The organism is Amycolatopsis sp. NPDC004772, assembly GCF_053601215.1.
This window is the reverse complement of the sequence record NZ_JBSGBK010000059.1, coordinates 18,643-44,855: the sequence shown is the minus strand read 5'-3', so window position 1 is coordinate 44,855 and position 26,213 is coordinate 18,643. Positions and strand designations below refer to the sequence as shown.

Below are 26,213 nucleotides of genomic sequence, written 5' to 3'. Positions count from 1 at the left end.
TGGCTCCGGTGGGTGCCCACCACCCCGAAGCTCGATTGTCACTACGGCCGGTGGTACCGGGTCAAGGCGGGAAAGATGCCTTGACCCGGCACCACCGGCCGTGTTTTGGCTTCGGATCGGGGTGGTGGGGAGGTCTGGGTGGGGTGCCGGTCTGGCGTCCGGGTGCCGTTTGGGCCGGTGAGGCAGCTGCGGAAGGCGGTCCCGGCCTTGGCGGAGAACGCCGGGACCTCCGTCAGCCTTGAATCAGCGGGAGCGGCGGGAGCCCGCGCGGGTTCCCGACGAGAAAGCGGCCGCGCCGCCCGAGCCCGAACGGCGGTTGCTCGCCGGGGCGCCCGAGCGCCGGGCACCTCCGGCAGCGGCCGTGCCGCCGGAACGGCCCGAAGCGGCCGCCCCGCCCGCGGCACCTCCGCCGCCGGAACGACCGGCAGCCGTGCCCGAGCGGCGCGAGCCAGCCGAAGCGCCCGACCGCTGCGAGCCACCCGAGCCGCCCGCCCGCCGGGACCCGCCCGAGGCCGCTCCTTCCGAGCGCCGCGAACCGGACCCCGCCGAACGCTGCTCCTGGGCCGCCGCCCGTGAACGCTGGCCGCCCCGGTTCTCCTTCGGCGCCGATGACCGGCGGCCGCGGCCGCCACCAGGCGCCGCACCTGTCGCCGATACCTTCTTGGGGCGGTTGTCCACCGCGGGCGCCTTCGAGAACGTCCGCTCGCCCGGGGCCAGCTCCGCCAGCAGCGGGTGACCCGGGCCGAGCTGGGTCGTTGTCGGCTTGATGCCCGCCTTGCGCGTCAGATCCCGGACGTCGCGGACCTGCGCGTCCGTCATCAACGTCACCACCGTGCCCGACGCCCCCGCTCGGGCCGTGCGGCCCGACCGGTGCAGGTACGCCTTGTGCTCCACCGGCGGGTCCGCGTGGATGACCAGCCGGACGTCGTCGACGTGGATGCCCCGCGCCGCGATGTCCGTGGCCACCAGCGTGCGGGCCGTGCCCGACGAAAACGCCTCGAGGTTGCGGGTGCGAGCGTTCTGGCCCAGGTTGCCGTGCAGCTCCACCGCCGGGACGCCCGATGCGTTCAGCTTCCGCGTCAGCGCCTTCGCACGGCTCTTCGTCCGCGTGAACACCAGCGTGCGCCCGGGCGCCGCCGTCAGGTCGACCAGCACCGGCAGCCGGTGGGTCTCCTCGAGGTGCAGTACGTGGTGCTCCATCGTCGCCACCGGGGACTGCGCCGAGTCGACGCTGTGCAGCACCGGGTCGTCCATGAAGCGCTTGACCAGCACGTCCACGCCGTTGTCCAGCGTTGCCGAGAACAGCAGCCGCTGGCCGCGGGACGGCGTGGCGTCCATGATCCGGCGGACCTCGGGCAGGAAGCCCAGGTCGGCCATGTGGTCGGCCTCGTCCAGCACGGTGATCTCGATGGCGTCGAGCTTCACGTGCCCGGAGCGCATGTGGTCGGCGAGCCGGCCGGGGCAGGCGACGACGATGTCGACGCCGTCACGCAGCCGGGTGATCTGGGGGTTGGCCGAAACCCCGCCGAAGATGGTCGTCGTGCGCAGGCCCAGCGGCTTGGCCAGGGGCAGGATCGACGCCTCGATCTGCGTCGCGAGCTCGCGCGTCGGCGCCAGGATCAGCGCGCGCGGACGGCCCGGCTTGCGCCGCGTCGGGCCCGCGGCGAGGCGGGCCAGGACGGGCAGCACGAAGCCGTACGTCTTGCCGGAGCCGGTGCGGCCGCGGCCGAGGACGTCCCGGCCGGCGAGGGTGTGCGGCAGGGTCGCCGCCTGGATGGGGAACGGCTCGGTGACGCCCTGGGTGGCCAGTGCGGCCACGAGCGGGGTCGGCAAGCCGAGTTCAGCGAAAGTGCTCATAAGTGCATGCGGGCACGCGAATGCCCTGGTCTCCGTAACCTGAGAAGGGTTGTCCTGCCCGGCGCAGACCGTGGTGGCGGCCGCGGCGCGTGGTAGTCGACAACAGCAGCGGGCCGAGGCAGAACTGAGCGGCCCGCATGATCAGTGTACCAACGAGAGTGACCTACCCCCAGTGAGATTGCCCGCACTCGCGCCGCCTTGCTAAGTTACCGGTCGGTAATCGAGGAGGACCACCATGCTGCTGAACCCGCGCGAGTACGACCCGGCGCACTTCGACGCCGAGACACGGCGCCTGCTGCGCGCCACCATCGATTGGTTCGAGCAGCGCGGCAAGGCGAAGCTGACCGAGGACTACCACAACCGCACCTTCTACGCGGACTTCATCGAGTTCGCGGGCAAGGAAGGCCTGTTCTCGACCTTCCTGACGCCGTCCGCCGACGCCGGCGGCAACCCCGACAAGCGCTGGGACACCGCCCGCGTCGCCGCGCTGTCGGAGATTCTCGGCTTCTACGGCCTGAACTACTGGTACCCGTGGCAGGTCACCATTCTGGGCCTCGGCCCGGTCTGGCAGAGCGCCAACGCGGCAGCGCGCGAACGGGCGGCGGCCGCCCTCGACGCCGGCGGCGTCGGCGCGTTCGGACTGTCCGAAAAGGACCACGGCGCCGACATCTACTCCTCGGACCTGGTGCTGACCAAGGACGGCGACGGCTACCGCGCCACCGGCTCCAAGTACTACATCGGCAACGGCAACTGCGCGCGCACGGTGTCGGTCTTCGGCCGCATCGACGGCGTCGAAGGTCCGGACCAGTACGTCTTCTTCTACGCCGACTCCGAGCACCCGAACTACCACGTCGTGAAGAACGTGGTGCCGTCGCAGATGTACGTCGCCGAGTTCCGGCTCGAGGACTACCCGGTGCGCGCCGAGGACATCCTGCACGTCGGCGCCGAAGCCTTCAGCGCCGCGCTGAACACCGTCAACATCGGCAAGTTCAACCTCTGCTTCGGCGGCATCGGCATGGCGACGCACTCGCTGTACGAAGCCATCACGCACGCCCACAACCGCGTCCTCTACGGCAAGCCCGTGACGGACTTCCCGCACGTCCGCCGCGAGTTCGTCGAGGCCTACGCGCGGCTGACGGCGATGAAGCTCTTCTCCGACCGCGCCGTCGATTACTTCCGCAGCGCGAACCCCGACGACCGCCGCTACCTGCTGTTCAACCCGATCACCAAGATGAAGGTGACCACCGAGGCGCAGAAGGTGATCGGCCTGGTCGCCGACGTCGTCGCGGCCAAGGGCTTCGAGGCCGACACCTACCTGGCGATGTCGAAGAACGACATCGACGGCCTGCCGAAGCTCGAGGGCACGGTGGCCGTCAACCTGGCGCTGATCGCGAAGTTCATGCCGAACTACCTCTTCGCGCCGCAGGAGTACCCGCCGGTGCCGACCCGCACCGACGCCGCGGACGACGAGTTCCTCTTCCGCCAGGGCCCGGCGCGCGGCCTGTCGAAGGTCCGGTTCCACGACTGGAAGACCGCCTACGCCGAAGCCGCGCACATCCCGAACGTCGCGCTGTTCACCGAGCAGGCGGGCTACCTCGTCAAGCTGCTCACCGAGGCGGCGCCGGACGAGGCGCAGCAGGCCGACCTCGACTTCGGGCTCGCGCTGACCGAGCTGTTCACGCTGATCGTCTACGGCCAGCTCGTCCTGGAGCAGGCCCGCATCGCCGGCCTGGACGACGAGGTCGTCGACCAGATCTTCGCGGTGCTGGTGCAGGACTTCAGCGTCGCGGCGGTGGACCTCAACGGCAAGGCGAGCTCGACCGACGCCCAGCAGGCGATCGCCCTCGCGGCGCTGCGCAAGCCGGTGGTGGACGCCGCGCGGTTCGAGAACGTCTGGGCGCGGGTGCGAGAGCTCTCCGGGGTCTACGCTATGCAGCCGTGATGGCGCGGAAGTACCGGATGGGCGTGACGCGGAAGGTCGCGAACGTCGTCGTGCGGGCGTTGCTGGAGCGCGGGATCCCGGCCGCGGGCGGCACCGGGTTCCTGCTGACCACGCGGGGCCGCCGGAGCGGCGCGGACCGGACCACGCCGGTCAACGTGATCGAGGTCGGCGGCGAGCGGTGGCTCGTGGCGCCGTACGGGCCGGTCGGCTGGGTGCACAACCTGCGCGCCGACCCCGTCGCCCGGCTGTGGCGCGGGCGCCGGCGCGAGACGTGGGAGGTCGAGGAGGCCGACGCCGCCACGGCGGGCCCGGTGCTGCGCGCGTACGTCCGCAAGATCCCGGTGACGGCGCCGTTCTTCGACGCGAAGCTGACCGGCCCGCCCGAGGCGTTCGCCGCGGAAGCCGATCGACACCCGGTGTTCCGGTTGGCAAGATCGCCGGCGTGAACGGAGAGCGGGCGGCGGAGCTGATCTGGGACGCGTGGCTGACCGGCAAGAGGCTGGAGGGTCTCCCGGACGACGCCCGCCCGCGCGACCACGCCGACGGCATGGCGGCGCAGGCGGCCCTCGCCGAGCGGGCCGGGCCGGTGTCGGGCTGGAAGATCGGCGCGACGACCGTGTACGCCCGGCAGTACCTAGGCGTCCCCGGGCCGCTGCCGGGCGCGATGTTCGAGCGGTTCCACCACGTCGAGGGGGCCCCGGTCCCGGCCGACACGATGACGATGGGCGTCGCCGAACCCGAGTTCGCGTTCCGGCTCAAGGCGGATCCGGGGCGGTCGCCGTCGCTGTCCGGGGTGCTCGACGCGGTCGACACGATGTTCCTGGCGATCGAGCTGCCGGACAGCCGCTACACCGACCACCGCCACGCGGGCGGCCCGCAACTGCTGGCCGACGCGGCGTGCTCCGGCCGGTTCGTCGAAGGCCGCCCGGTGCCGGGGTGGCGCGACGTCGACCTGCCCCGCAGCCAGGTGGTCCTCCACGCCGACGGCGAGGAGTTCTCCCGCGGCAGCGGCAGCCTGGTCCTCGGCGACCCGCGCCTGGCGCTGCACTGGCTGGCGATGGAGCTGCCCCGCCACGGCCGCGCGTTGCGCCCGGGCGACATCGTGACGACGGGAACGGCGACGCCGCCGTGCCCGATCCGCGCGGGCGGCCACGTGGTGGCGGACTTCGGCGCGCTCGGCAGTGTGGAAGCGAGATTCGCCTCGCTAGAGTGATCGGGTGCTGACTTTCCGCGCGGGGTTCGTCGTGCTGGCGCTGGTCGTGGCGGCGCTCGACGCGGGCTTCTGGTGGTCCGCCGGCGCCCACCACCAGACCACGGCGCGGATCGGCTTCCTGGTGGCGTTCGTGCTGCTGCTGGCGGCCCTGACGGCCACGGCGGGCCTGGTGCGCTGGGAGGTCGCAACCCCCTTGGCGGCGGCCTCGACCTCGGGCTTGTTCTTCGTCGGCGCGGCGGCGATCTTCAGCGTCGGCCTGGGGTTCCTGCTGACGGCGGTGGTGGAGGCGGCCCTGGTGCGGCGGCTGGTTTCGGACGCCTCGCCGACGGGCTGGCGTGGGGGAACGTGGCTGATCAGCCTGTCGGCGGCCGTGGTGCCGGCGTTCCTGTTCGCGGTCGGCCTGTTCGCCCTGCGCTGACCACCCCCCACCGCCGGCGCGTCAGCGTTTGTGGACGAAGTACACCTTGTCCCCGCCGACGGCACCGACCTGGATGGTCAGATCACCGGGGCCGTCCAGGAAGCCGATGCGATAGGTCAGTTCCTTGCCCGGCAGGACGTCCTGGCTGGGGGAGCCCTCCAGGTCCGTGTCGAAGACCTGCTCGGCGGTGGTGTTGCCGGCGGTCGCCTGCACGATGAGCATCGCCGCGGACCACGGCTTGCCCGAGTGGTTCGCGATGGTGACCTGGAAACTGGTGGCCGGGCTGTTCTGCTTCGGCGCGGCCGTGTCGCTGGTGGTGAAGGCCTTGGCGTCGGCGATCGTGATGTCGACGTCGGTGCCGCGGTGGGTCTGGCCGATCGAATACGTCTGCCCGGCGGCGTTGTCGTCCGAAGCGGGCAGCCCGAGCTTGTCCTCCAGGTCTTCGACGGCGGCGTTCTGCGCCACGACGGTGAACACGATCGCGAGGATGCTCAGCACGACCCCGATCGCGGCGAGGATCTTCTTGCTGCCGAAGAGGGCGATGACACCGAGCACGAACCCGACTCCGGCGACCACGGCGGTCAGGTTGTTGAGGAAGATGACCGGTGAGCCGACCACCCCCACGATGCCGAGGATCACGGCGGTCCACGCGAGAGCCGCGAACTTGGCGGGCTTCGGAGCGGGCGTGGGAGCCGGGTACGGAACGCCGGCCGGGGGCGGCGAATACGGAGCGGTCATGGCGGCGTCTCCTGGGTCGTGCGGGGACGGAAAATCCCCGGCGCGCGGACTCGACGGTGAGTAGTTCGGCCGGTTGTCGCGCTGCGTTACGATCTTCAGGGGTGCGTCTCCGGTCCGTCACCAAGTTTGCTCCGAACGGGTGGTGGTCCCGACACGGCAAAGGCCGCCCCGAGGGACTCGGGACGGCCTTCGCTGCTTGTTCTACTTGCCGAACCCGGCCCGCCGGAGCGCGTCGGCCATCGAACCGCTCGCGTTGCCGCCGCGGTCCCGGCCACCGCCGCCACCCTGACCACGCCGGTCACCGCCACCGCCGCCACCGCCGCGGCGCTGGCCCTGGCCGCCCTGGCCGCGGTCCCGGCGCTCACCACCGCCACCGCCGCCGCGCGACGAACCGGCCCCCGGCTCGTCGTCCAGCCGCAGCGTCAGGGAGATCCGCTTCCGCGGCACGTCCACGTCCAGGACCTTCACCTTCACGATGTCCCCGGGCTTCACGACCTCGCGCGGGTCCTTCACGAAGTTCTTCGACAGCGCCGAAACGTGCGCCAGGCCGTCCTGGTGCACGCCCACGTCGATGAACGCTCCGAACGCCGCCACGTTCGTCACCACGCCCTCCAGGCGCATCCCGGGCTTCAGGTCCGAGATCTTGTCCACGCCGTCGGCGAACGTCGCCGTCTTGAAGGCCGGGCGGGGGTCGCGGCCCGGCTTGTCGAGCTCCGACAGGATGTCCGTCACCGTCGGGAGACCGAACTGCTCGTCCACGAACTCGGCCGGGCGCAGCGACGACAGCGTCCGCGTGTTCCCGATCAGGGCGCGGATGTCGGTGCCGGTTTTGGACAGGATGCGCCGGACCACCGGGTACGCCTCCGGGTGGACCGCCGACGAGTCGAGCGGGTCGTCGCCGTCCGGGATGCGGAGGAAGCCCGCGCACTGCTCGAACGCCTTGGGGCCGAGGCGCGCGACCTCCTTCAGCGCCGTCCGGGAACGGAACGGGCCGTTCGTGTCGCGGTGGGCCACGATGTTCTCCGCCAGGCCCGTCGTGATGCCCGAGACCCGGGTCAGCAGCGGCGCCGACGCCGTGTTGACGTCCACGCCGACCGCGTTCACGCAGTCCTCGACCACCGCGTCCAGCGAGCGCGACAGCGACACCTCGGACAGGTCGTGCTGGTACTGCCCGACGCCGATCGACTTCGGGTCGATCTTCACCAGCTCGGCCAGCGGGTCCTGCAGCCGCCGGGCGATCGAGACCGCGCCGCGCAGCGAGACGTCCATGTTCGGCAGTTCCTGCGAAGCGAACGCCGACGCCGAGTACACCGACGCGCCCGCCTCGGACACGACCGCCTTCGTCAGCTTCAGCTCCGGGTGCTTCTTGATCAGCTCTTGGGCGAGCTTGTCCGTCTCGCGCGAGGCCGTCCCGTTGCCGATCGAGATCAGGTCCACCTTGTGCCGCGCGGCCAGCACCGCCAGCTCGGCGATCGACTGGTCCCACTTGTTCGCCGGCTGGTGCGGGTAGATCACGTGGGTGTCGACGACCTTGCCGGTCGCGTCCACGACGGCCACCTTGACGCCGGTCCGGAAGCCCGGGTCGAGGCCCATGGTGGCGCGGGTGCCGGCCGGCGCGGCCAGCAGGAGGTCGCGCAGGTTGGCCGCGAAGACGCGCACGGCGTCGTCCTCGGCCGCCTGGCGCAGCCGCATCCGCAGGTCGATGCCCAGGTGCAGGAGGATCTTGGTGCGCCACGCCCAGCGGACGGTGTCGCCGAGCCACTTGTCGGCCGGCCGCCCCTGCTGGGTGATGCCGAACTTCGCCGCGATGCGCTGCTCGTACTCGGTCGGGCCGACCTGCGGCTCGTCCGACGGCTCGTCCGGCGCCATCGTGAGGTCGAGGACCTCCTCCTTCTCGCCGCGCAGCATCGCGAGGATCCGGTGCGAGGGGAGCTTGGTGTAGGGCTCGGAGAAGTCGAAGTAGTCGGAGAACTTGGCGCCGTCCTCCTCCTTGCCGGACCGCACCTTGGCGACCAAGTGGCCCTGGCCCCACATCTTCTCCCGCAGGTCGCCGATGAGGTCGGCGTCCTCGGCGAAGCGCTCGACGAGGATCGCGCGGGCGCCGTCGAGGGCGGCCTGCGCGTCCGCGACGCCCTTGTCCGCGTCGACGAACACCGCGGCGGCGGCCTGCGGGTCGGTCGTCGGGTCGGTCAGCAGGCCGTCGGCCAGCGGCTCGAGACCGGCTTCGCGCGCGATCATGGCCTTCGTGCGGCGCTTCGGCTTGTACGGGAGGTAGATGTCCTCCAGCCGCGACTTGGTGTCCGCGGCGAGGATCGACGCCTCGAGGGCTTCGTCGAGCTTGCCCTGGCTCCGGATGGACTCGAGCACGGCGAGCCGGCGCTCGTCGAGTTCCCGCAGGTAGCGCAGCCGCTCTTCGAGCGTGCGCAGCTGCGCGTCGTCGAGCATGCCGGTGACTTCCTTGCGGTAGCGGGCGATGAACGGCACCGTCGAGCCGCCGTCGAGCAGTTCGACCGCGGCCTTGACCTGTCCTTCGCGCACGCCCAGTTCTTCGGCGATCTTCTGCTCGACCGACACGCTCACTGCAACACGCTCCTGCTTCGCCTGGTTCCGATCGGTCCATTCTGCCGTTTCCGCCACCCCGACTTTCGGATGGGGCCGCTTGACAATCAGATTGGTCTAGTCCACTTTGTGGTGACCTGCCTCACCAGTGTCACGGAGGTCTCCCGTGGTCCCCAAGGTTCGCTTCGCTCTGCTTTCCTTACTATCCGTGGTGACGCTGTCTCTCGGCGTCACTTTCGTGCTCGCCGGCAGCGCCTCGGCGGCGAACATCCTGGCCAACCCCGGCTTCGAAGCCGGCACGGCGAGCTGGAGCTGCACCGGCGCGTCGGCCGCGGTGAGCTCGCCGGTGCACGGCGGCAGCCGCGCCCTGAACGCGACGCCGTCGTCGTCGGACAACGCCCAGTGCTCCCAGACGCTCACCGTCTCGGCGAACACGGCGTACAAGCTGTCCGCGTGGGTCCAGGGCAGCTACGTCTACCTGGGCGTCTCCGGCTCGGCGACGACCAGCACGTGGACGCCCGGCACCAGCGGCTACCAGCAGCTGTCGCTGAGCTTCACGACCGGCGCGAGCACGTCGCTGACGGTGTACCTGCACGGCTGGTACGGCCAGCCGGCGTACTACGCCGACGACGTCAGCCTCGACGGCCCCGGCACCCCGCCGACGACGACGCCGACCACGCCGACGACGCCGACCACCCCCACCACCCCGACGACGCCCACCACGCCGCCGACGACCACGACCACGACGCCGCCGACGCAGGGTGACCTGCCGAAGCACGTCCTGACGGGGTACTGGCAGAACTTCTACAACGGCGCCAAGGCGCTGAAGCTCGCCGACGTCCCGACGAAGTACAACATCATCGCGGTGTCCTTCGCGGACGCGACCGGCACGCCCGGGGCGGTGAGCTTCACGCTCGACTCCGGCCTGTCTTCGCAGCTCGGCGGCTACACGGACGCCCAGTTCAAGGCCGACGTCAAGACGGTACAGGCCCGCGGCCAGAAGGTGATCATCTCGGTCGGCGGCCAGAACGGCACGATCAGCGTGGCCGATTCGAACTCGGCGAACAACTTCGCGAACAGCATCAAGTCCCTGATCGCGAACTACGGCTTCGACGGCGTCGACATCGACCTCGAGAACGGCATCAACGCCACCTACATGGGCCAGGCGCTGCGCAGTATCTACAACGGCGGCGGCAAGGTCATCACGATGGCGCCGCAGACGATCGACATGCAGTCCACGGCGGGCGGCTACTTCCAGCTGGCGCTGAACATCAAGGACATCCTGACGATCGTCAACATGCAGTACTACAACTCCGGTTCGATGCTGGGCTGCAACGGCAACGTCTACTCGCAGGGCACGGTCGACTTCCTGACGGCGCTGGCCTGCATCCAGCTCCAGGGCGGCCTGCGCGCGGACCAGGTCGGCCTCGGCCTCCCGGCCTCCCCCCAGGCAGCGGGCGGCGGCTACCAGGCCCCGGCCAACACGGTGTCGGCGCTGAACTGCCTGGCCCGCGGAACGTCCTGCGGCAGCTTCAAGCCATCGGCGACGTACCCGTCCATCCGTGGCGCGATGACGTGGTCGATCAACTGGGACGCGTCGCAGGGGTACGCGTTCGCCAACACGGTGTCGGCGGGCCTCGCGGGCCTGCCCTGACCGTGCGCTGAGTGGCCCTCCCGGCGGCGCGGTCCGGGAGGGTCGTTCAGCGGGGCGTCAGCGGCAGCCGCAGGGCTGCCGGCGCCTCCGACAACGCCGGACATGAGAGACCCCCAAGCAGTGCACGGCTTGGGGGTCTCGGACGCTAGCGTTTGAGCGATGGATCAACGTCGTTCTTCTTGAGATCGGATCGTATGGTGTACCGGCGAACAAGAGAATGCGTGGTTCCTGCTGTTCGCTCAACTGTGGTGGCCTTCCGGCCTGCACGATAAACTGATGGATCGGCGGGCCTACTGCCCGGTGTATCACAACTGACAAGCGAGCTTTGATCTACGGGTTTGATGAAGTGATTGGAGCGGACGTCGATGGTGTGGTCACATCGGCGGGTTGTGCCGGAGTTGTCTCACGTGTTGGTGCTTGCGAACTGCGGGGTGGAGCTTCGGTGGCGCCCGGGCCCGGTGTGGGCCCACACTTTTCGATCGAACTGGGTGGTGCGTACGGTGATTCCCGTGTGGTAACCACAGGTGGTGCCACTGGTATGGTTCCGCGTTTTTTCTTCGAGTTGCTTGAGGCTGTCGGCCTCGGTGGCGGGCTGGTATCCCCGCCTCGCGTCGTTGTCGTCGGAGAAATAGTTGCTGTCGATGGTGTGGGCAGACCACCATTGCGGTGATCTTCGTCGTGACTGTTATCGCAGTTGTAGGTTATCTTTAGTGAAGCTGAACTACCACTTGGACCCGCGATACTGCCAGACTGTTCACACGTGTTGGTCGACGGGCTGACAACTCTCAAAGCCACGCAAACGATGAGAATTGCGCACGCGAACAACACCAGGGCGACACAGTAGGTAATGATCTTCGAGTCACCGGCTGACCGGTGACCCATATCCGCCTACCGAAGTAGTCGGAGCGGGAGTGGCGTACAGCTCAACCGACTCATCATGGTCAGCTCCTGCTGTCGCGGTTTACAGTTTTCAAACAGCTGCCAGTCGTTGCGACTGACTTGCGTCGGCATCAGCCGATTCAGCAAGGATACAGGCGTTTTGGCGCAGCGCGATGACGTCTGCGCCGTTCAGCGGGGCGTCAGCGGCAGCCGCAGGGCTGCCGGCGCCTCCGGCGGGACCACCGGACGGCGAGGAGCCACCGGCGCCAGCCGCCGGTACGGCGAGCCGAGGGACGGCCGCGGATCCGCATCCCCCCGATTCGGCCAGAACGCCATCGCCCGCTCGGCCTGGGCCGTGATCGTCAACGACGGGTTCACGCCCAGGTTGGCCGAGATCGCCGAGCCGTCGACCACGTGCAGGCCCGGGTGGCCGTACAGCCGCTGGTACGGGTCCACCACCCCCGACGAAGGCGAGTCGCCGATGGTGCAGCCGCCGATGAAGTGGCCCGTGATCGGGATGTTCGCCAGGTCGGTCCACGCGCCCTGCGGCAGGCCGCCGATCTTGGCCGCCACCCGGCGGGTCACCTCGTGGCCCGCCGGGATCCAGTCCGGTGACGGCGCTCCGGATCCCTGGCGAGTCGTCATGCGCCGGCCGAAGAGCCCGCGTTTGGTGTACGTCGTCACCGAGTTGTCCAGGGTCTGCATCACCAGGAGCCCGATCATCCGCTCCGACCAGTGCCGCGGGTTGTGGATGCGCAGCAGGTCGCGCCGGGATCGCCACAGCTCCCGCACGCCCAGCGCCCAGCGGCGGCGGCCCGGCGAGCCGTCCACCAGGACCGTCGCCAGCAGGCCCATCAGATTGCTGCCGCGCCCGTACCGCACCGGCTCCACGTGCGTCACGTCGTCCGGGTGGATCGACGACGTGATCGCGACACCCCGCGAGTAGTCCGTGTCCGCGCGCAGCGACCGGGCCGCCAGCACCGCCTCCGAGTTCGTGCGGGCCAGCAGCCCGAGCCGAGAGGAAACGAGCGGCAGGGTTCCGGTGTCCCGCATCCGGTGCAACAGCCGTTGCGTGCCCAGCGCCGCCGCGGAGAACACCACCTGCGTCGCGGTGAACGTCCGGCGCGAGAAACCGCCGGTCCGGCGCGTGTCCACCGCGTACCCGCCGTCGATCGGCCGGACCGTCACCGCCGTCGTCAAGGGGTGCACCACGGCGCCCGCTCGCTCGGCCAGGTACAGGTAGTTCTTCACGGTCGTGTTCTTCGCCCCGACCCGGCACCCGGTCATGCACTCGCCGCACAGCGTGCAGGACGTGCGCGCCGGACCGGCGCCGCCGAAGAACGGGTCCACCCCGGACTGTCCGAAGTAGACGCCGACCGGGGTGCGGCGGTACGTGTGGCCGATGCCCATGTCGCCGGCGACGTCCTTCAGCACCCGGTCCGCGGCCGTCGTCGCCGGGTTCTCGACCACGCCGAGCATCCGCTTCGCCTGGTCGTAGTACGGCGCCAGCTCGGCCTTCCAGTCGGTGATGTGCGCCCACTGCGGGTCTTCGTAGAAGCCGTCCGGGGGCTCGTACAGCGTGTTCGCGTACACCAGCGAGCCGCCGCCGACGCCGGAGCCGCTCATCACGAACGTGTTCTTCAGCAGCGTCAGCCGCTGGATGCCGAAGCAGCCCAGTGCCGGCGCCCACAGGTACTTCCGCACCCGCCAGGACGTCTTCGCGAACTCGTCGTCGGCGAACCGGCGGCCGGTCTCCAGCACACCGACGCGGTAGCCCTTCTCGGTCAGCCGCAGCGCCGTGACGCTGCCGCCGAAGCCCGAACCGATCACCAGGACGTCGTAGTCCATCAGCCCGCCACCCGGTAGTCGGCGACGTCGAAGCGCCGCGTCCGGCGGTCGTACTCGGTGACCACGCCGGGCCAGTTCGTCGTCACCCGGCCGTCCGCCTGCCGGTACCAGCTCGTGCAGGCGCTCCACACGCTGTGGCTCAGCCGCTGCTGCACCTCGCGGTCGTACCGGTCTTCGACCTCCGGCCGGACGTCCAAATAGGACACCCCGGGTCGCGCGAGCCGTTCCACCGCCTGGCGGATGTAGCGCGCCTGCCGCTCGATCATGTAGATGATGGACCCGGCGCCGAGGTTCGTGTTGGGGCCGTAGACGCAGAAGAAGTTGGGGAAGCCGGGCACGGTCATGCCCAGGTACGCCCGCGCGCCGCCGGACCACTCGTCGTCCAGGGACCGCCCGCCGAGGCCACGCACCTCCATCCGGCCGAGGAACTGCGTCGCGGCGAAGCCGGTGCCGTAGACCAGGACGTCCGCCTCGATTTCGGTACCGTCCTCGACGCGCACGCCCTTCTCGGTGATCTCGGTGATCCGCCGCGTCTCGACGTCGACGTCCGGCTGGGCCAGCGCGGGCAGGTAGTCGTTGGTGAAGAGGATCCGCTTGCAGCCCAGCGGGTACGCCGGCTTGAGCTTGGCCCGCAGCTCCGGGTCCTTGATGTGCCGGCGCCGCAGCTGCGCGGTCCGCAGCTCGAACATCTTCGCCAGCACGGGGTGGCGCGTCATCGCGTACGTGGCGTACTCGGCGAGGAGGAAGATCCGCAGCCGGCCGAGCAGCTGGGTCGGCGGCAGGTGCTCGAACAGCCAGTGCTGCCACCGCCGGTAGCTCGGATCGGACTTCGCCATGACGTACGGCGGCGTGCGCTGGAAGACCGTGACGTGCTGTGCGCGTTTCCGCAGCTCGGGCACGAACTGCACGGCGCTGGCCCCGGTCCCGATGACGGCGACGCGCTTGCCGGTCAGGTCCACGTCGTGGTCCCACCGCGCGGAGTGGAAGGCGTCGCCGGCGAAGCTTTCCCGGTTCGGGATGTCCGGCAGCACCGGCCGCGACAGCTGCCCGACGGCGGGCACGAAGACGTTCGCCTCGAAGGTCTCCCCGGTGCGGGTTTCGACGCGCCAGTGCCCGCGGTCCTCGTCGAACGCGGCCGAGGTGACCTCGCGGTGGTACCGGATGTGCGGCTCCAGGCCGTACTTCGCGATGACGCGCCGCAGGTAGGCGAGGATGTCGGGCTGGTACGAGAACCGCTTCGGCCACCGCGGGTTGGGCTCGAAGGAGAAGGAGTACAGCGGCGACGGGATGTCGCACGCGGCACCCGGGTAGGTGTTGTCCCGCCAGACGCCACCGGGCTCGGCCGCGCTTTCGAGGATCGTGAAGTCGGTGAACCCCGCGCGCTTGAGCTCGATCGCCGTCCCGATGCCGCCGAACCCGGTGCCCGCGATCAGCACCGACGGCCCCTTCGCCGAACCAGTCATGCCCGGAAAGCTACGGACTCCGCGCCTGTGACAACAGGCCACGAACGGTCACTCAATCGAGATTTCCGGCCAGCCTCACGCCGGCGGGTGCACGCGCACCTCGTGCGTCTCGGCCCTCGCCTCCGCCCACTTCACCAGCTCGCCCGCCGACTTCTCCAACGCCGTCAGGTCTCGCTTCGGCAGCTTCTCGAACGGCGACAGCTCGATCACCGCCGCCTTCTTCGTCGCCTTGATCTCCCAGAAGCCGCACACCTGGCCGCCGACCAGGAGCGTGCCCTTGACCAGGCCGTTGTGCGAGATCACGCGCTTGCGGTACCCGTCCGAGATGACCCGTGTCCGGTCTGCGTACGACAGGATCGTCTGGTCGAACGGCCCCAGCAGCCGTGGCGGCGCCGGGACGTCCTCGTCCGGCACCGTCAGCTCCGGCAGGTCCAGCAGCTCGCGGCCGTCCGGGTCGCGGTAACGCCGAAGGTCCATCGAAGAAGCCACCTCGCCCAGACGGGTGATTCCCGCCCACGTCTGGACGTCCGCCACCGTGGCCGGGCCGAACGCGCGCAGGTACCGCGAGAGCAGCGAAGCCGGGTCCGGAGAGGGGAGTGGAGCGCCCACCCACTCGTCCAGGCACGCGTACGTCGTCTGCCCGGCCTTGCCCCAGATCGCCCGCGGCGGCGTCTGCACCAGTGGCAGCCGGCCCCGGGCCAGGTGGGTCAGGGACGACGGCGGGGCGTCCCAGGTACGGGCCAGCTCGGCGCCCAGCGCGTTGCCCGGTATCGGGCCGCCGAGGAGCAGCTTCCGCGCCGCTTCGGCGACGAGCTCGTGGTCGAGCCCGGCCAACGCGGCCGCGTGCAGCGTGTTCTGCTTCAGGTCGCGGTCGTAGATGCCCTGGACGACCGGCCGCCACGCCAGCGCGTCCGCCGCCGTCACCAGGTGGACCGTGCCGCGCATCAGCGCGATCCGCACCACGCGCCGGCTCTCGAGCAGCTCCACCAGGTCCGCCGGCCGGAACCCCTCCAGTCGCGACCACAGCCCGAAGTACGGTGGGAAGGGTGCCTGCGCCTGAAGCCCGGCCAGGTGCTCCACCGCGTCGAAGGCGGACATCTTCGCCCGGCGCAGCAGCAGCTGGCGCTCCAGCGTGGCGCGGTTGAGGGCTCGTCGGCTCAAGGTCTGCACGCCGTCACCCTAACGATCACTCCGGACAATTCCGGTCCTCGATTGGACACCTTCTCCCGGCGTGATCCAGAATTCCGGCCATGGCCGAGCTCGCCGCGCCCGCCGTCGGGGACTGGGACTTCCCCCGCGGCACCGCGAGCATCGAGCTGATGACGCGGTTCGCCGCCGAGCGCGGCCTGCCGCCCGGACAGCTCCTGGCCGCCACCACGCTGACGCCGGAGCTGCTCGCCGATCCGGCCGTCCAGGTCGACGCGCGTCAGGAGCTGGCCGTCGTCCGCGCGCTGGCCGTCCTGGACGGATCCGACGCGACCGCGCTGGCGCTGGGGCGCCGCTACCGCGTCACCACCTTCGGCATCTTCGGGTTCGCCTGCATCAGCAGCCCGACGCTGCGCGATGCGATGCTGTTCGCCCTCCGCTACTTCGACCTGAGCTTCGCCTTCTGCATCCCGCACGTCGTCCTCGGCGCCGACCGGCTGACCCTGGAGCTCGACGACAGCCGCGTGCCCGCCGACGTCGCCCGCTTCCTCGTCCTGCGCGACCTGGCCGCGATCTTCGCCGTCATGCGCGACCTCCTGCCCGAGATCGCCCTCGACGAGCTGACCTTCCGGCACGAAAGCCCCACGCCGGAGCCGTATTTGGCCGCGTTCGGCATCCGGCCGCGCTTCGGCGCCGACGCCTGCCGGGCGACGCTCGACCCGGCGCTGCTGAGCCGGCCGCTGCCGCAGGCCAACGACCAGACCGTCGCCCTGTGCGCCGCGCAGTGCGAAGCGCTCGTCACGCGGCGGCGGCAGCGCTCGGGCATTTCGCAGCAGGTGCGCGAGCGGCTGGTCCGGCTCGGCGGCGTCGACGCGGGGATGGACGAGATCGCCCGGCAGCTGACGCTCAGCACGCGCACCCTGCGCCGCCGCCTGACCGAGGCCGGCACGAGCTACCGGGCGCTGGTCGACGAGGTCCGCCAGACGCTCGCCGAGGAGCTCCTCGACACCGGCGTGTTGTCGGTCGAGGACGTCGCCTACCGGCTCGGGTACGCCGAGGCGTCGAGCTTCATCCACGCGTTCAAGCGCTGGACCGGGCTGACCCCGGCGGCGTTCGCCCGGCGCTTCCGCGCCGCTCGGCGAGAACCGCCGGGTAGGTGAGCTTCAGCAGGTTGAGCAGCGAATCGGTGAGGAAGGTGCGCAGGGCCGCGCGGTCGAGCGTGCCGCGGATCAGCCACTCCCGCGACGCCGCGCGCAGCATCCCGCCGAACGACCGGATCATCGCCCGGAGTTCCTCGCGGCCCTCGGTCACGCCGGTCATCAGCGCGGCTTCCAGGACGCGGTCGGCGGCGATCTCGTCGGCCTCCAGCATGATCCGCTCGATCTCGGGGTCGCGCCCGGCCGACTCCGGCCCGATCACGGTCAGCCAGGCGTCGCGGTTGCGGTCCACCACCTCGATCCAGCGTTCGACGCCGATCGCCAGCCGCTGCTCCATCGTGGTGTCCGGCAGCGCTTCGGTGACCGGCGCGGGCACGATCATCAGCTGCCGCACCACTTCCAGGTACAGCTCGCGCTTCCCGCCGAAGTAGTGGTTGATCAGCGGGCGCGCCACCCCGGCGGCCGCGGCGATGTCCGAAGTGGACACCGAGGCGTAGCTGCCCGCGCCGAACAGGTGCCGGGCGGCGGCGAGGATCTCCGCACGCCGTTCGGCCGGTTCGAGCCGGCGGCGCCGCGGCCGGGTCCCACTCGTCATCCGCTCAGCCTCGCGGGGGATCGGCACGCTGTCAACAAGTAGTTGACCCGTCGTCAAAAGAGTGACTCCGGTGGCGGGCAAGCGGTGTTTCGCGCCAACCTTTGTCGTTACGCAACCGGAACAACCGGCCGGTAACTTCCCGGCACCCGGATGCGACGAGACGGCAGGGGGCCCGGACCGGGGGTAGGAGCAGATGAACGAAGAAGGCGCGCCGATCCGGCCGGCGGGACGCTGGGTGAGCGTCCGCCTGCAGCATCGCCACGTCAGCTTCGACGAAGGGTTCGAAGCGGACGAGCCGCTTCCGGACGGCGACTGCGCGGACGAGGCTTCGCTGTCGTACTCGGGAATCGTGATTTCCAGTTACGACCGGGGCGAGAAGGTCTCCGAGCGCTGGATCCCGCTGGGCGTCGACCCGTCCGAAGCGGACGACGAGCGGTTGATCGGCCAGCTGCGGGAGGCGCTGCTGTGGCAGGCGGGCCGTCCCCCGCAGACCGCGGAGGACTGACCCGCCCGGGCGCACCCTTCAAGCGCCCCAATGTGGCGTTGGTTGCGTCCAACGCACCGAACGCCACATTGGGGCGCATACGTCGCCCGGCTCAGGATCCGGTGCGCAGGCCCTCGAAGGCCACCTTGCACACCGCGTCCGCCACCTCGGCCGCCGAGGAGCCGCGCCGCGGCTTGTACCACTCGATCAGCGAGTTCACCATGCCGAACACCAGCCTGGCCGTCACCGCCGGATCCACGTCCGGGCGGACGTCGCCCTCCGCCTCGGCCTGCTTCACCAGGTCCGTCACCAGCCGGTCGAACTCACGCCGCCGCGCCAGGGCCGCCCGCTCCACCTTCGTGTTGCCCCGCACGCGCAACAGCAGCGTCACGAACGGCAGCCGGTCCGCCAGCACCAGGACGCTGCCGCGCACCAGGTGCTCCAGCCGGTCGATCGCGCGCCCGTCCAGCTGGGCCGTCTCGGAAGCCACCTCGAACAGCCCGTCGAGCGCCCGGTCCACCGCCAGCCGCAGCAGCTCCTCCTTGCTGGGCACGTGGTGGTAGATCGCCGACTTCGTGATGCCGAGCTTGCGGGACAGGTCCTCCATGCTCGTGCCGTCGTAACCGCGCTCGTTGAACAGCTTCACCGCCACCTGCAGCAACGACTCCAGGTCGTAGCCGGGCCGCCCGCGCCGCGGCGTCGTCACGGCTTGTCCCGCTGGTCGACGATGCGCCGCATCTTGCCCATCGACCGCTCCAGCGTGTCCGGGTCGACGACGTCCACCGACACCGTCACCCCGACGCCGTCCTTGACTTGCGAGACCAGGGAGGCCGCGGCCTCCGAACGGCCGTCGGCGGAAGCGTCGTGCCGGGCCTCCACCCGCACGGTCAGGTGGTCGAGCCGGCCGCGGGTGGACCGGACGAGCTGGAAGTGCGGGCTCAACCCGTCCGTGCGCAGCACGATCTCCTCGATCTGCGTCGGGAAGACGTTGACCCCGCGCAGGATGATGAGGTCGTCGGTCCGGCCGGTCACCTTGGCCATCCGCCGGAACGCCGGCCGCGCGGTGCCCGGGTTCAGTTCGGTCAGGTCGCGGGTGCGGTACCGGATGATCGGCAGCGCCTGCTTGGTCAGGGACGTGAACACCAGCTCACCGGTCTCCCCGCCGCCGAGGACGTCCTCGGAATACGGGTCGATCACCTCGGGGTAGAAGTGGTCCTCCCAGATGTGCAGGCCGTCCTTCGTCTCGACGCACTCCTGCGCGACACCCGGCCCCATCACCTCCGACAGCCCGTAGATGTCGACGGCGTCGAGCGCGAACCGCTCCTCGATCTCCGCGCGCATCTGCTCGGTCCACGGCTCGGCGCCGAAGATGCCCACCTTCAGGGAAGAAGCCCGCGGGTCGACGCCTTGGCGCTCGAACTCGTCGAGCAGCGTCAGCATGTACGACGGCGTCATCATGATGACCTCGGGCCGGAAGTCGGTGATCAGCTGGACCTGCCGCGCGGTCATCCCGCCGGACGCCGGGATCACCGTGCAGCCCAGCTTCTCCGCGCCGTAGTGCGCGCCGAGCCCGCCGGTGAACAGGCCGTAGCCGTAGGCGACGTGCACCTTGTGCCCCGGCCGCCCGCCCGCGGCGTGGATCGAGCGGGCCATCACCGTCGCCCACGTGTCGATGTCCCGCTCGGTGTACCCGACGACGGTGGCCTTGCCGGTCGTGCCGCTGGAGGCGTGGATGCGGCGGACCTGGTCCTGCGGCACGGCGAACATGCCGAACGGGTAGTTCTCGCGCAGGTCCTGCTTGGTGGTGAACGGGAACTTCGCCAGGTCGGCGAGCTCCTTGCAGTCGTCCGGGTGGACGCCGGCCGCGTCGAACTTGCGCGTGTACGCCGGAACGTTCGCGTAGGCGTGCCGGAGTGTCCACTGCAGACGTTCCAGCTGGAGGGCGGCCAGCTCGTCCGCGCTGATGTCCGTCTCGATCATGCACTGTCCCGTTTCGCGGAGAGGACGCGGCTGCGGCCGCGGAATTCGGCGACGACCTCGGGCCCGGCGGGGGTCTCCCGGTGGACCGTGACGTCGTAGAGGCCGTTGCGGCCGTAGCGGGTGCGCTCGGTGGCCGTGGCGACGAGGTGGTCGCCGAGCCGGCCGGCCGCGACGAAGGAGATGTCGGCGCCCGCGGCGACGGTCGCGGGGCCGTGGCTGTTGCAGGCGAGCGCGAAGGCCGTGTCGGCCAGCAGGAAGACGTACCCGCCGTGGGCGATGTCGTGGCCGTTGACCATCTCGCGCGTGATCGTCATGGTCGCCACGGCCCGGCCGCCGCCCGCTTCGACGAGTTCGATGCCCAGCGCGCGGGAAGCCTCGTCGGCGGCGAACATGGTGTGCGCGGCGTTGGTCATCTGCCCTCCGTCCCCACTGACCGAATGGACGGTCACTCGGCGGTGCCGCTCAGTAAAGGCAGTGGTCGGCGCCGGTGTCAAGCGCCGGACCCTTCCGATCTTCGGGACCAGCGGCTACCATGCGATTAACTGAACGTCCGGTAGGTAATTCGGCGAGAGGGACCTGATGGCATTGCTGCGCAGCTACGTCTCCGGGAGCTGGCACACCGCGGCGGACGAGGGCGTCCCGCTGCACGACGCGGCCACCGGCGAGGAGGTCGCCCGGATCTCGTCGGCGGGCGTCGACTTCGCGGCCGCCCTCGAGTACGGCCGCAAGGTCGGTGGTCCGGCCCTGCGCGAGCTGACGTTCCACCAGCGTGCGGCGCTGCTCAAGGCGCTCGCCTCGCACCTGCGCGAGCACCGCGACGAGCTGTACGCCCTCTCCGCTCGCACCGGTGCCACCCTCGGCGACTCGAAGTTCGACATCGACGGCGGCATCGGCGTGCTGTTCAGCTACGCCTCGAAGGGCAAGCGCGAGCTGCCGAACGACACCGTCTACGTCGAGGGCAACGTCGAGCCGCTCTCCCGCGGGGGCACGTTCGTCGCCCAGCACATCGCGACCCCGCTGCGGGGCGTCGCCGTCCAGATCAACGCGTTCAACTTCCCGGTGTGGGGTCCCCTGGAGAAGTTCGCGCCCGCCTTCCTGGCCGGTGTCCCGAGCCTGGTCAAGCCGGCCAGCCAGACCGCCTACCTGACCGCCCGCGTGGTCGAGCTGATCATCGAGTCCGGCCTCCTGCCCGAAGGCACGCTCCAGTTCGTCGCGGGCAGCGCCGGCGACCTGCTCGACCACGTCACCGCGCAGGACCTGGTGTCCTTCACCGGCTCGGCGTCGACCGCGCAGAAGCTGCGGACCCACCCGGCGATCGTGCGCCACGCCGTCCGCTTCAACGCCGAGGCCGACTCGCTGAACTGCTCGATCCTCGGCCCGGACGCCGTCCCGGGCACGACCGAATTCGACCTGTTCGTCAAGCAGCTGACCACCGAGATGACGGTCAAGGCGGGCCAGAAGTGCACCGCCATCCGGCGCGCGTTCGTGCCGGCCGCGCTGCTTGATGACGTCGCCGCGGCCGCGTCGGAGCGGCTGGCGAAGGTGACGGTCGGCAACCCGGCGTCCGAAGGTGTCCGGATGGGCGCGCTGGCCAGCCTGGAACAGCGCGAGGAGGTCCGGCGGTCGCTGAAGGCGCTGCTGGACGCCGGGAGCGTCGTCTTCGGCGACCCGGAGCGGGTCGACGTCGTGGACGCCGACGCCGAGCGCGGCGCCTTCATCTCCCCGGTGCTGCTCAAGGCCGACCCCGAACGCTCCGAGCCGCACGAGGTCGAGGCGTTCGGCCCGGTCTCGACGCTGATGCCGTACACGTCCACCGAGCAGGTCGTCGACTTCGCCGCGCGCGGCGGCGGCAGCCTGGCCGGGTCCGTCGTCAGCGCCGACAAGGAGTTCGTCCGCGAGGTCGTGCTCGGCGCGGCGCCGTTCCACGGCCGCCTGCTGGTGCTCGACGCGGAGGACGCGAAGGAGTCCACCGGGCACGGTTCGCCGATGCCGCAGCTGGTCCACGGCGGCCCGGGCCGCGCGGGCGGCGGCGAGGAGATGGGTGGCATCCGGGGCGTGCTGCACCACCTGCAGCGCACCGCCGTGCAGGGCTCGCCCGCCGTGCTCTCCGCGGTCACCGGCCGCTGGGTCGCCGGCGCGCCGCGCACCGAAGGCGTGCACCCGTTCCGGAAGTCCCTGGCCGAGCTGAAGATCGGCGACTCGGTGGTCGCCGGGCCGCGGGTCGTTTCGCAGGAGGACGTCGACCACTTCGCTGAGTTCACCGGCGACACGTTCTACGCCCACACCGACCCGGAGGCGGCCGCGGCCAACCCGCTGTTCGGCGGGATCGTCGCGCACGGCTACCTGGTCGTCTCGTTCGCGGCCGGGTTGTTCGTCTCGCCCGAGCCGGGCCCGGTGCTGGCCAACTACGGCCTGGAGAACCTGCGGTTCCTCACCCCGGTCAAGGTCGGCGACTCGCTCACGGTGACGCTGACCGCCAAGCAGATCACCCCGCGGATCGACCAGGAATACGGCGAAGTCCGCTGGGACGCCGACGTCACGAACGCCGAGGGCGAGTCCGTGGCCAAGTACGACGTCCTGACCCTGGTGTCGAAGGAGCAGCCGTGACGGCCACCGTTTCGCTGGAAGAACACTTCGAGCACACCATCGAGCGCGACCAGCGGATCGAGCCGCGCGACTGGGTGCCCGAGGGCTACCGCAAGACGATGATCCGGCAGATCGCGCAGCACGCGCACTCGGAGATCATCGGCATGCAGCCCGAGGGCAACTGGATCACGCGGGCGCCGTCGCTGCGGCGCAAGGCGATCCTGCTGGCCAAGGTCCAGGACGAAGCCGGCCACGGCCTCTACCTGTACTCCGCGGCCGCGACGCTGGGCGCGGACCGCGCGGACCTGACCGACAAGCTGATCACGGGCAAGCAGAAGTACTCGTCGATCTTCAACTACCCGACGCTGACCTTCGCCGACGTCGGCGTGATCGGCTGGCTGGTCGACGGCGCCGCGATCTGCAACCAGGTGCCGCTCTGCCGGTCTTCGTACGGGCCGTACGCGCGGGCGATGATCCGCATCTGCAAGGAAGAGTCGTTCCACCAGCGGCAGGGCTACGAGCTGCTGATGACCATGATGAAGGGCACCGAGCAGCAGCGGGAGATGGTCCAGGAGGCCGTGAACCGCTGGTGGTGGCCGTCGCTGATGATGTTCGGCCCGCCGGACGCCGATTCGCCGAACACCGCGCAGTCGATGGCGTGGAAGATCAAGCGCCACACCAACGACGAGCTGCGGCAGCGGTTCGTGGACATGTCGGTGCCGCAGGCCGAAGCCCTCGGCGTCACGTTCCCGGACCCTTCGCTCAAGTGGAACGCCGAGCGGGGGCACTACGACTTCGGCGCCGTGGACTGGGACGAGTTCAAGAACGTGCTGAAGGGCAACGGGCCCTGCAACGCTTCGCGGATCGCGCACCGGCGCCGGGCCCACGAAGACGGCGCGTGGGTGCGGGAAGCCGCCGTCGCCCACGCCGCGAAGAAGGAGCACAAGTGAGCGAGCTGACTTCCGAAGGCGGCCACGGCGCCGTCCCCCTGGAAGGCGTCCCCGCCGCTCCGGGCACGGTCAAGCACGACTGGCCGCTGTACGAGGTGTTCGTCCGCGGCAAGCGCGGGCTGAACCACGTGCACGTCGGGTCGCTGCACGCGGCCGACGACCAGATGGCCCTGCACCACGCGCGCGACCTCTACACGCGCCGCAACGAAGGCGTGTCGATCTGGGTCGTGCGCGCGGCGGACATCACGGCGTCGTCGCCGGACGAGAAGGACCCGTTCTTCGCACCCAGCGGCGACAAGGTCTACCGGCACCCGACGTTCTACGACATCCCCGAGGATGTGCCGCACATATGAGTTTCGACAACGTGTACGAGGCCATCACCGAGGAGAACGACGCGCGCTGGGCGTTCGGCACCGGCTTCGAGGACCCACTGTCCGGAGTGGACACTTTGGTGCCGTCCGGAGTGGACGCCGCGCAGCTGGCCGCGTACTGCCTGATGCTGGGCGACGACGCGCTGATCTTCTCCCACCGGCTCCAGGAGTGGTGCACCCACGCGCCCGAGCTGGAAGACGAGGTCGCGATCGCCAACATCGCCCTGGACCTGCTGGGCCAGGCGCGGCTGCTGCTCGCGCGCGCCGGCAAGGCCGACGGCTCCGGGCGCACCGAGGACTCGCTGGCGTTCCTGCGTGCGGAGAACGAGTTCCGCAACGTCCGGCTCGCCGAACTGGGCGGCGGGCACTTCGGCCACCTGATCGCGCGCCTGTTCGTGTTCTCGACGTGGCGACTGGCGTTGTTCCAGCGGCTGGTGTCCTCCGTGGACCCGGTGCTGGCGGCGATCGCGGACAAGGGCGTCAAGGAACTGGCCTACCACCGCGACTACGCGGCGCAGTGGCTGGTCCGCCTCGGCGACGGGACGCCGCTGTCGCACGCTCGGATGCAGGAGGGCCTGGACGAACTCTGGCCGTACGTGGGGGAGCTGTTCCGCACGCACCCCGGGGAATTCGTCGACGCGGCGTCGCTGCGTCCGGAGTTCGACGCGGTGCTGGACCAGGCCCTGGCCGCGGGAACGCTTTCGAGGCCTGCTTCCGGTGAGCTGGCCGGCGTGTCGGGCCGGATGGGCCGCGACGGCGTCCACACCGAGTCGTTCGGGTACCTGCTGGCGGAGCTGCAGAGCGTGGCCCGGGCGATGCCGGACGCCCGATGGTGACCGCGGCGGCCGTGGCGGCCACCGTCACCGACCCGGAGCTGCCGATGCTGACGCTGGCGGACCTCGGGGTGCTGCGCTCGGTGTCGGAGTCCGAGGGCCGCGTGGTCGTCGCGATCACGCCGACGTACACCGGCTGCCCGGCGATGGACACCATGCGCGACGACCTGGAGCACGCGCTGGTCTCGGCGGGCTACCCGGACGTCGAGATCCGGACGCAGCTGTCGCCGGCGTGGACGTCGGACTGGATCTCCGCGGCGGGCCGCCGGAAGCTCGCCGAGGCGGGGATCGCGCCGCCGGGTGCCGCGCCGCGGCGGTCGGGCCCGATCCCGCTGACGCTGTCGGCGCCGGTTTCGCGGGTTTCTTGCCCGCACTGTGGTTCCGCGGACACCGAAGAGCAGTCCCGGTTCGGCGCGACGGCGTGCAAGGCGCTGTGGCGCTGCCGCGCGTGTCTGGAGCCGTTCGAGCACGTCAAGGAGATCTGAAGTGGCGCGGTTCAACTCCCTGAAGGTGGCCGGGGTCGAGCGGCTGTGCGACGACGCGGTCGCGGTGACCTTCGACGTGCCGTCGTCGCTGGCGGCGGAGTACGCGTTCAAGCCGGGCCAGTCTCTGACGCTGCGGCGTTCGATCGACGGCCGTGACGAGCGCCGGTCGTACTCGATCTGCGCGCCGGCTGGCGCGGCCCCGCGGGTGGGCGTCCGCCTGGTCCCGGACGGGTTCTTCTCGTCGTGGCTGGTGAACGAGGTCCGCGCGGGCGACACGATCGAGGTGGCCCCGCCGTCCGGATCGTTCACCCCCGACCTGTCCGAGGGCGGTCACCACGTCCTGATCGCGGCGGGTTCGGGCATCACCCCGGTGCTGTCGATCGTGTCGTCGCTGCTGAAGTCGTCCACGGCGACGGTGACGGTGCTGTACGGCAACCGCCGCACGGACACGGTGATGTTCGCGGACGAGCTGGCCGACCTGAAGGACAGCGCACCGTCGCGGCTCGAGCTGATCCACGTGCTGTCGCGGGAGCCCCGCGAGGCGGACCTGTTCACCGGCCGCCTGGACGTCCCGAAGCTGCGCACGCTGTTCTCCACGCTGGTGCCGGTGGAGTCGGTGGACCACTGGTGGCTGTGCGGCCCGTTCGAGATGGTGTCGGGCGCGCAGGAGCTGCTGGCCTCGCTGGGCGTGCCTTCGTCGAAGGTGCACCAGGAGCTGTTCTACGTGGACACCCCACCGGCCCCGGTGGAGCACCTCGACCCGGCGGTCGCGGGGGAGTCCTCGGAGGTCTCGGTGGTCCTGGACGGCCGTTCGACGCCGATGACGCTGCCCCGTTCGTCATCGGTGCTCGACGGCGCGCAGAAGTTCCGCCCGGACCTGCCGTTCGCCTGCAAGGGCGGGGTGTGCGGAACGTGCCGCGCCCGCGTGACGGAGGGCAAGGTGGACCTGCGGCGCAATTTCGCACTGGAGCAGGCGGAGATCGAGGCGGGCTTCGTCCTGACATGCCAGTCGTACCCGGTCTCGGAGACCCTCACGGTCGACTTCGACGCCTGAG

At 70.5% G+C, this 26,213-nt stretch carries 23 protein-coding genes; 13 read left to right on the top strand and 10 right to left on the bottom strand.

The features are described from left to right. Nucleotides 1-243 precede the first annotated feature (243 nt). On the bottom strand, nucleotides 244-1,857 hold the full coding sequence (locus ACWEF6_RS29265; RefSeq protein WP_449685875.1) for a DEAD/DEAH box helicase: 1,614 nt from the start codon (nucleotides 1,855-1,857) through the stop codon (nucleotides 244-246). 235 nt (nucleotides 1,858-2,092) lie between these two features. Here ACWEF6_RS29265 and ACWEF6_RS29260 point away from each other — a divergent pair, with 235 nt between their 5' ends. From ACWEF6_RS29260 to ACWEF6_RS29245, 4 genes are read left to right on the top strand one after another with little or no spacing between them, the layout of a single operon-like run. Next, entirely contained in the window at nucleotides 2,093-3,799 is a 1,707-nt protein-coding gene (locus ACWEF6_RS29260) for an acyl-CoA dehydrogenase (protein ID WP_449685874.1), read from the top strand. Next, a complete protein-coding gene (locus ACWEF6_RS29255; RefSeq protein ID WP_449685873.1) occupies nucleotides 3,799-4,245 on the top strand; it encodes a nitroreductase family deazaflavin-dependent oxidoreductase in 447 nt (148 codons plus the stop codon). Before ACWEF6_RS29260 ends, ACWEF6_RS29255 begins: the two co-directional genes overlap by 1 nt. After that, a complete protein-coding gene (locus ACWEF6_RS29250) occupies nucleotides 4,242-5,012 on the top strand; it encodes a 2-keto-4-pentenoate hydratase (RefSeq protein WP_449685872.1) in 771 nt (256 codons plus the stop codon). Before ACWEF6_RS29255 ends, ACWEF6_RS29250 begins: the two co-directional genes overlap by 4 nt. Before the next feature lie 4 nt (nucleotides 5,013-5,016). After that, entirely contained in the window at nucleotides 5,017-5,430 is a 414-nt protein-coding gene (locus tag ACWEF6_RS29245; protein ID WP_449685871.1) for a hypothetical protein, read from the top strand. Nucleotides 5,431-5,451: 21 nt separating this feature from the next. Here the strand turns inward: ACWEF6_RS29245 and ACWEF6_RS29240 are convergent, their stop codons facing one another. Then, nucleotides 5,452-6,168, bottom strand: a complete 717-nt coding sequence (locus tag ACWEF6_RS29240) for a hypothetical protein (protein ID WP_449685870.1) — start codon at nucleotides 6,166-6,168, stop codon at nucleotides 5,452-5,454. 201 nt (nucleotides 6,169-6,369) lie between these two features. Then, nucleotides 6,370-8,748, bottom strand: a complete 2,379-nt coding sequence (locus tag ACWEF6_RS29235; protein WP_449685869.1) for a Tex family protein — start codon at nucleotides 8,746-8,748, stop codon at nucleotides 6,370-6,372. A gap of 145 nt (nucleotides 8,749-8,893) precedes the next feature. Here ACWEF6_RS29235 and ACWEF6_RS29230 point away from each other — a divergent pair, with 145 nt between their 5' ends. After that, the gene (locus tag ACWEF6_RS29230; protein WP_449685868.1) at nucleotides 8,894-10,381 is read left to right on the top strand and encodes a chitinase; all 1,488 of its coding nucleotides are present in this window, start codon (nucleotides 8,894-8,896) and stop codon (nucleotides 10,379-10,381) included. Between the two features lie 1,068 nt (nucleotides 10,382-11,449). On the opposite strand, the gene ACWEF6_RS29225 is transcribed toward ACWEF6_RS29230, so the two are convergent. The 3 genes from ACWEF6_RS29225 to ACWEF6_RS29215 all read right to left on the bottom strand — a co-directional run bounded on the left by ACWEF6_RS29225 (nucleotide 11,450) and on the right by ACWEF6_RS29215 (nucleotide 15,741). Then, on the bottom strand, nucleotides 11,450-13,108 hold the full coding sequence (locus ACWEF6_RS29225) for a GMC oxidoreductase (RefSeq protein WP_449685867.1): 1,659 nt from the start codon (nucleotides 13,106-13,108) through the stop codon (nucleotides 11,450-11,452). After that, on the bottom strand, nucleotides 13,108-14,571 hold the full coding sequence (locus tag ACWEF6_RS29220; protein ID WP_449685866.1) for a flavin-containing monooxygenase: 1,464 nt from the start codon (nucleotides 14,569-14,571) through the stop codon (nucleotides 13,108-13,110). Before ACWEF6_RS29220 ends, ACWEF6_RS29225 begins: the two co-directional genes overlap by 1 nt. Nucleotides 14,572-14,646: 75 nt before the next feature. After that, nucleotides 14,647-15,741, bottom strand: coding sequence for a winged helix DNA-binding domain-containing protein (locus ACWEF6_RS29215; protein WP_449685865.1), 1,095 nt, complete (start codon nucleotides 15,739-15,741; stop codon nucleotides 14,647-14,649). Between the two features lie 80 nt (nucleotides 15,742-15,821). Here ACWEF6_RS29215 and ACWEF6_RS29210 point away from each other — a divergent pair, with 80 nt between their 5' ends. Next, nucleotides 15,822-16,877: an AraC family transcriptional regulator gene (locus tag ACWEF6_RS29210; protein WP_449685864.1), complete on the top strand. Its 1,056-nt coding sequence runs from the start codon at nucleotides 15,822-15,824 to the stop codon at nucleotides 16,875-16,877. Here ACWEF6_RS29210 and ACWEF6_RS29205 read toward each other — a convergent pair. Continuing rightward, nucleotides 16,798-17,469: a TetR/AcrR family transcriptional regulator gene (locus tag ACWEF6_RS29205; RefSeq protein ID WP_449685863.1), complete on the bottom strand. Its 672-nt coding sequence runs from the start codon at nucleotides 17,467-17,469 to the stop codon at nucleotides 16,798-16,800. The two genes, ACWEF6_RS29210 and ACWEF6_RS29205, sit on opposite strands and share 80 nt — an antisense overlap. Before the next feature lie 193 nt (nucleotides 17,470-17,662). On the opposite strand from ACWEF6_RS29205, the gene ACWEF6_RS29200 reads away from it, so the two are divergent. Continuing rightward, complete coding sequence (locus tag ACWEF6_RS29200) at nucleotides 17,663-17,974, top strand: hypothetical protein (RefSeq protein ID WP_310977564.1); 312 nt, start codon at nucleotides 17,663-17,665, stop codon at nucleotides 17,972-17,974. Nucleotides 17,975-18,065: 91 nt separating this feature from the next. On the opposite strand, the gene ACWEF6_RS29195 is transcribed toward ACWEF6_RS29200, so the two are convergent. From ACWEF6_RS29195 to paaI, 3 genes are read right to left on the bottom strand one after another with little or no spacing between them, the layout of a single operon-like run. Beyond that, on the bottom strand, nucleotides 18,066-18,659 hold the full coding sequence (locus tag ACWEF6_RS29195; RefSeq protein WP_310977563.1) for a TetR/AcrR family transcriptional regulator: 594 nt from the start codon (nucleotides 18,657-18,659) through the stop codon (nucleotides 18,066-18,068). Next, nucleotides 18,656-19,933 (bottom strand): phenylacetate--CoA ligase PaaK, encoded by a 1,278-nt coding sequence (gene paaK / locus ACWEF6_RS29190; RefSeq protein ID WP_449685862.1) that lies wholly within the window; start codon nucleotides 19,931-19,933, stop codon nucleotides 18,656-18,658. Before paaK ends, ACWEF6_RS29195 begins: the two co-directional genes overlap by 4 nt. Beyond that, entirely contained in the window at nucleotides 19,930-20,346 is a 417-nt protein-coding gene (gene paaI, locus ACWEF6_RS29185; RefSeq protein ID WP_310977561.1) for a hydroxyphenylacetyl-CoA thioesterase PaaI, read from the bottom strand. The genes paaK and paaI overlap by 4 nt, the downstream gene beginning before the upstream one ends. A 166-nt stretch (nucleotides 20,347-20,512) precedes the next feature. Between paaI and paaZ the strand changes: the two genes are divergently transcribed. From paaZ to paaE, 6 genes are read left to right on the top strand one after another with little or no spacing between them, the layout of a single operon-like run. Continuing rightward, the gene (paaZ, locus tag ACWEF6_RS29180) at nucleotides 20,513-22,540 is read left to right on the top strand and encodes a phenylacetic acid degradation bifunctional protein PaaZ (protein ID WP_449685861.1); all 2,028 of its coding nucleotides are present in this window, start codon (nucleotides 20,513-20,515) and stop codon (nucleotides 22,538-22,540) included. Beyond that, nucleotides 22,537-23,469, top strand: coding sequence for a 1,2-phenylacetyl-CoA epoxidase subunit PaaA (paaA, locus tag ACWEF6_RS29175; RefSeq protein ID WP_449685860.1), 933 nt, complete (start codon nucleotides 22,537-22,539; stop codon nucleotides 23,467-23,469). Before paaZ ends, paaA begins: the two co-directional genes overlap by 4 nt. A 38-nt stretch (nucleotides 23,470-23,507) precedes the next feature. Beyond that, a complete protein-coding gene (gene paaB / locus ACWEF6_RS29170) occupies nucleotides 23,508-23,822 on the top strand; it encodes a 1,2-phenylacetyl-CoA epoxidase subunit PaaB (RefSeq protein ID WP_310977595.1) in 315 nt (104 codons plus the stop codon). Continuing rightward, entirely contained in the window at nucleotides 23,819-24,676 is an 858-nt protein-coding gene (gene paaC / locus ACWEF6_RS29165) for a 1,2-phenylacetyl-CoA epoxidase subunit PaaC (protein WP_449685859.1), read from the top strand. Before paaB ends, paaC begins: the two co-directional genes overlap by 4 nt. Beyond that, nucleotides 24,670-25,158 (top strand): 1,2-phenylacetyl-CoA epoxidase subunit PaaD, encoded by a 489-nt coding sequence (gene paaD, locus ACWEF6_RS29160; protein ID WP_449685858.1) that lies wholly within the window; start codon nucleotides 24,670-24,672, stop codon nucleotides 25,156-25,158. The genes paaC and paaD overlap by 7 nt, the downstream gene beginning before the upstream one ends. 1 nt (nucleotide 25,159) lies before the next feature. After that, nucleotides 25,160-26,212: a 1,2-phenylacetyl-CoA epoxidase subunit PaaE gene (paaE, locus tag ACWEF6_RS29155; protein WP_449685857.1), complete on the top strand. Its 1,053-nt coding sequence runs from the start codon at nucleotides 25,160-25,162 to the stop codon at nucleotides 26,210-26,212. Nucleotide 26,213 lies beyond the last annotated feature (1 nt).

What these genes read in the sequence shown, in the direction of transcription:
- ACWEF6_RS29265 (WP_449685875.1), bottom strand. Translation starts at nt 1,857, where the DNA reads ATGAGCACTTTCGCTGAACTCGGCTTGCCGACCCCGCTCGTGGCCGCA.
- ACWEF6_RS29260 (WP_449685874.1), top strand. Translation starts at nt 2,093, where the DNA reads ATGCTGCTGAACCCGCGCGAGTACGACCCGGCGCACTTCGACGCCGAG.
- ACWEF6_RS29255 (WP_449685873.1), top strand. Translation starts at nt 3,799, where the DNA reads ATGGCGCGGAAGTACCGGATGGGCGTGACGCGGAAGGTCGCGAACGTC.
- ACWEF6_RS29240 (WP_449685870.1), bottom strand. Translation starts at nt 6,168, where the DNA reads ATGACCGCTCCGTATTCGCCGCCCCCGGCCGGCGTTCCGTACCCGGCT.
- ACWEF6_RS29225 (WP_449685867.1), bottom strand. Translation starts at nt 13,108, where the DNA reads ATGGACTACGACGTCCTGGTGATCGGTTCGGGCTTCGGCGGCAGCGTC.
- ACWEF6_RS29220 (WP_449685866.1), bottom strand. Translation starts at nt 14,571, where the DNA reads ATGACTGGTTCGGCGAAGGGGCCGTCGGTGCTGATCGCGGGCACCGGG.
- ACWEF6_RS29210 (WP_449685864.1), top strand. Translation starts at nt 15,822, where the DNA reads ATGGCCGAGCTCGCCGCGCCCGCCGTCGGGGACTGGGACTTCCCCCGC.
- ACWEF6_RS29205 (WP_449685863.1), bottom strand. Translation starts at nt 17,469, where the DNA reads ATGACGAGTGGGACCCGGCCGCGGCGCCGCCGGCTCGAACCGGCCGAA.
- ACWEF6_RS29200 (WP_310977564.1), top strand. Translation starts at nt 17,663, where the DNA reads ATGAACGAAGAAGGCGCGCCGATCCGGCCGGCGGGACGCTGGGTGAGC.
- paaK (WP_449685862.1), bottom strand. Translation starts at nt 19,933, where the DNA reads ATGATCGAGACGGACATCAGCGCGGACGAGCTGGCCGCCCTCCAGCTG.
- paaI (WP_310977561.1), bottom strand. Translation starts at nt 20,346, where the DNA reads ATGACCAACGCCGCGCACACCATGTTCGCCGCCGACGAGGCTTCCCGC.
- paaZ (WP_449685861.1), top strand. Translation starts at nt 20,513, where the DNA reads ATGGCATTGCTGCGCAGCTACGTCTCCGGGAGCTGGCACACCGCGGCG.
- paaC (WP_449685859.1), top strand. Translation starts at nt 23,819, where the DNA reads ATGAGTTTCGACAACGTGTACGAGGCCATCACCGAGGAGAACGACGCG.
- paaD (WP_449685858.1), top strand. Translation starts at nt 24,670, where the DNA reads ATGGTGACCGCGGCGGCCGTGGCGGCCACCGTCACCGACCCGGAGCTG.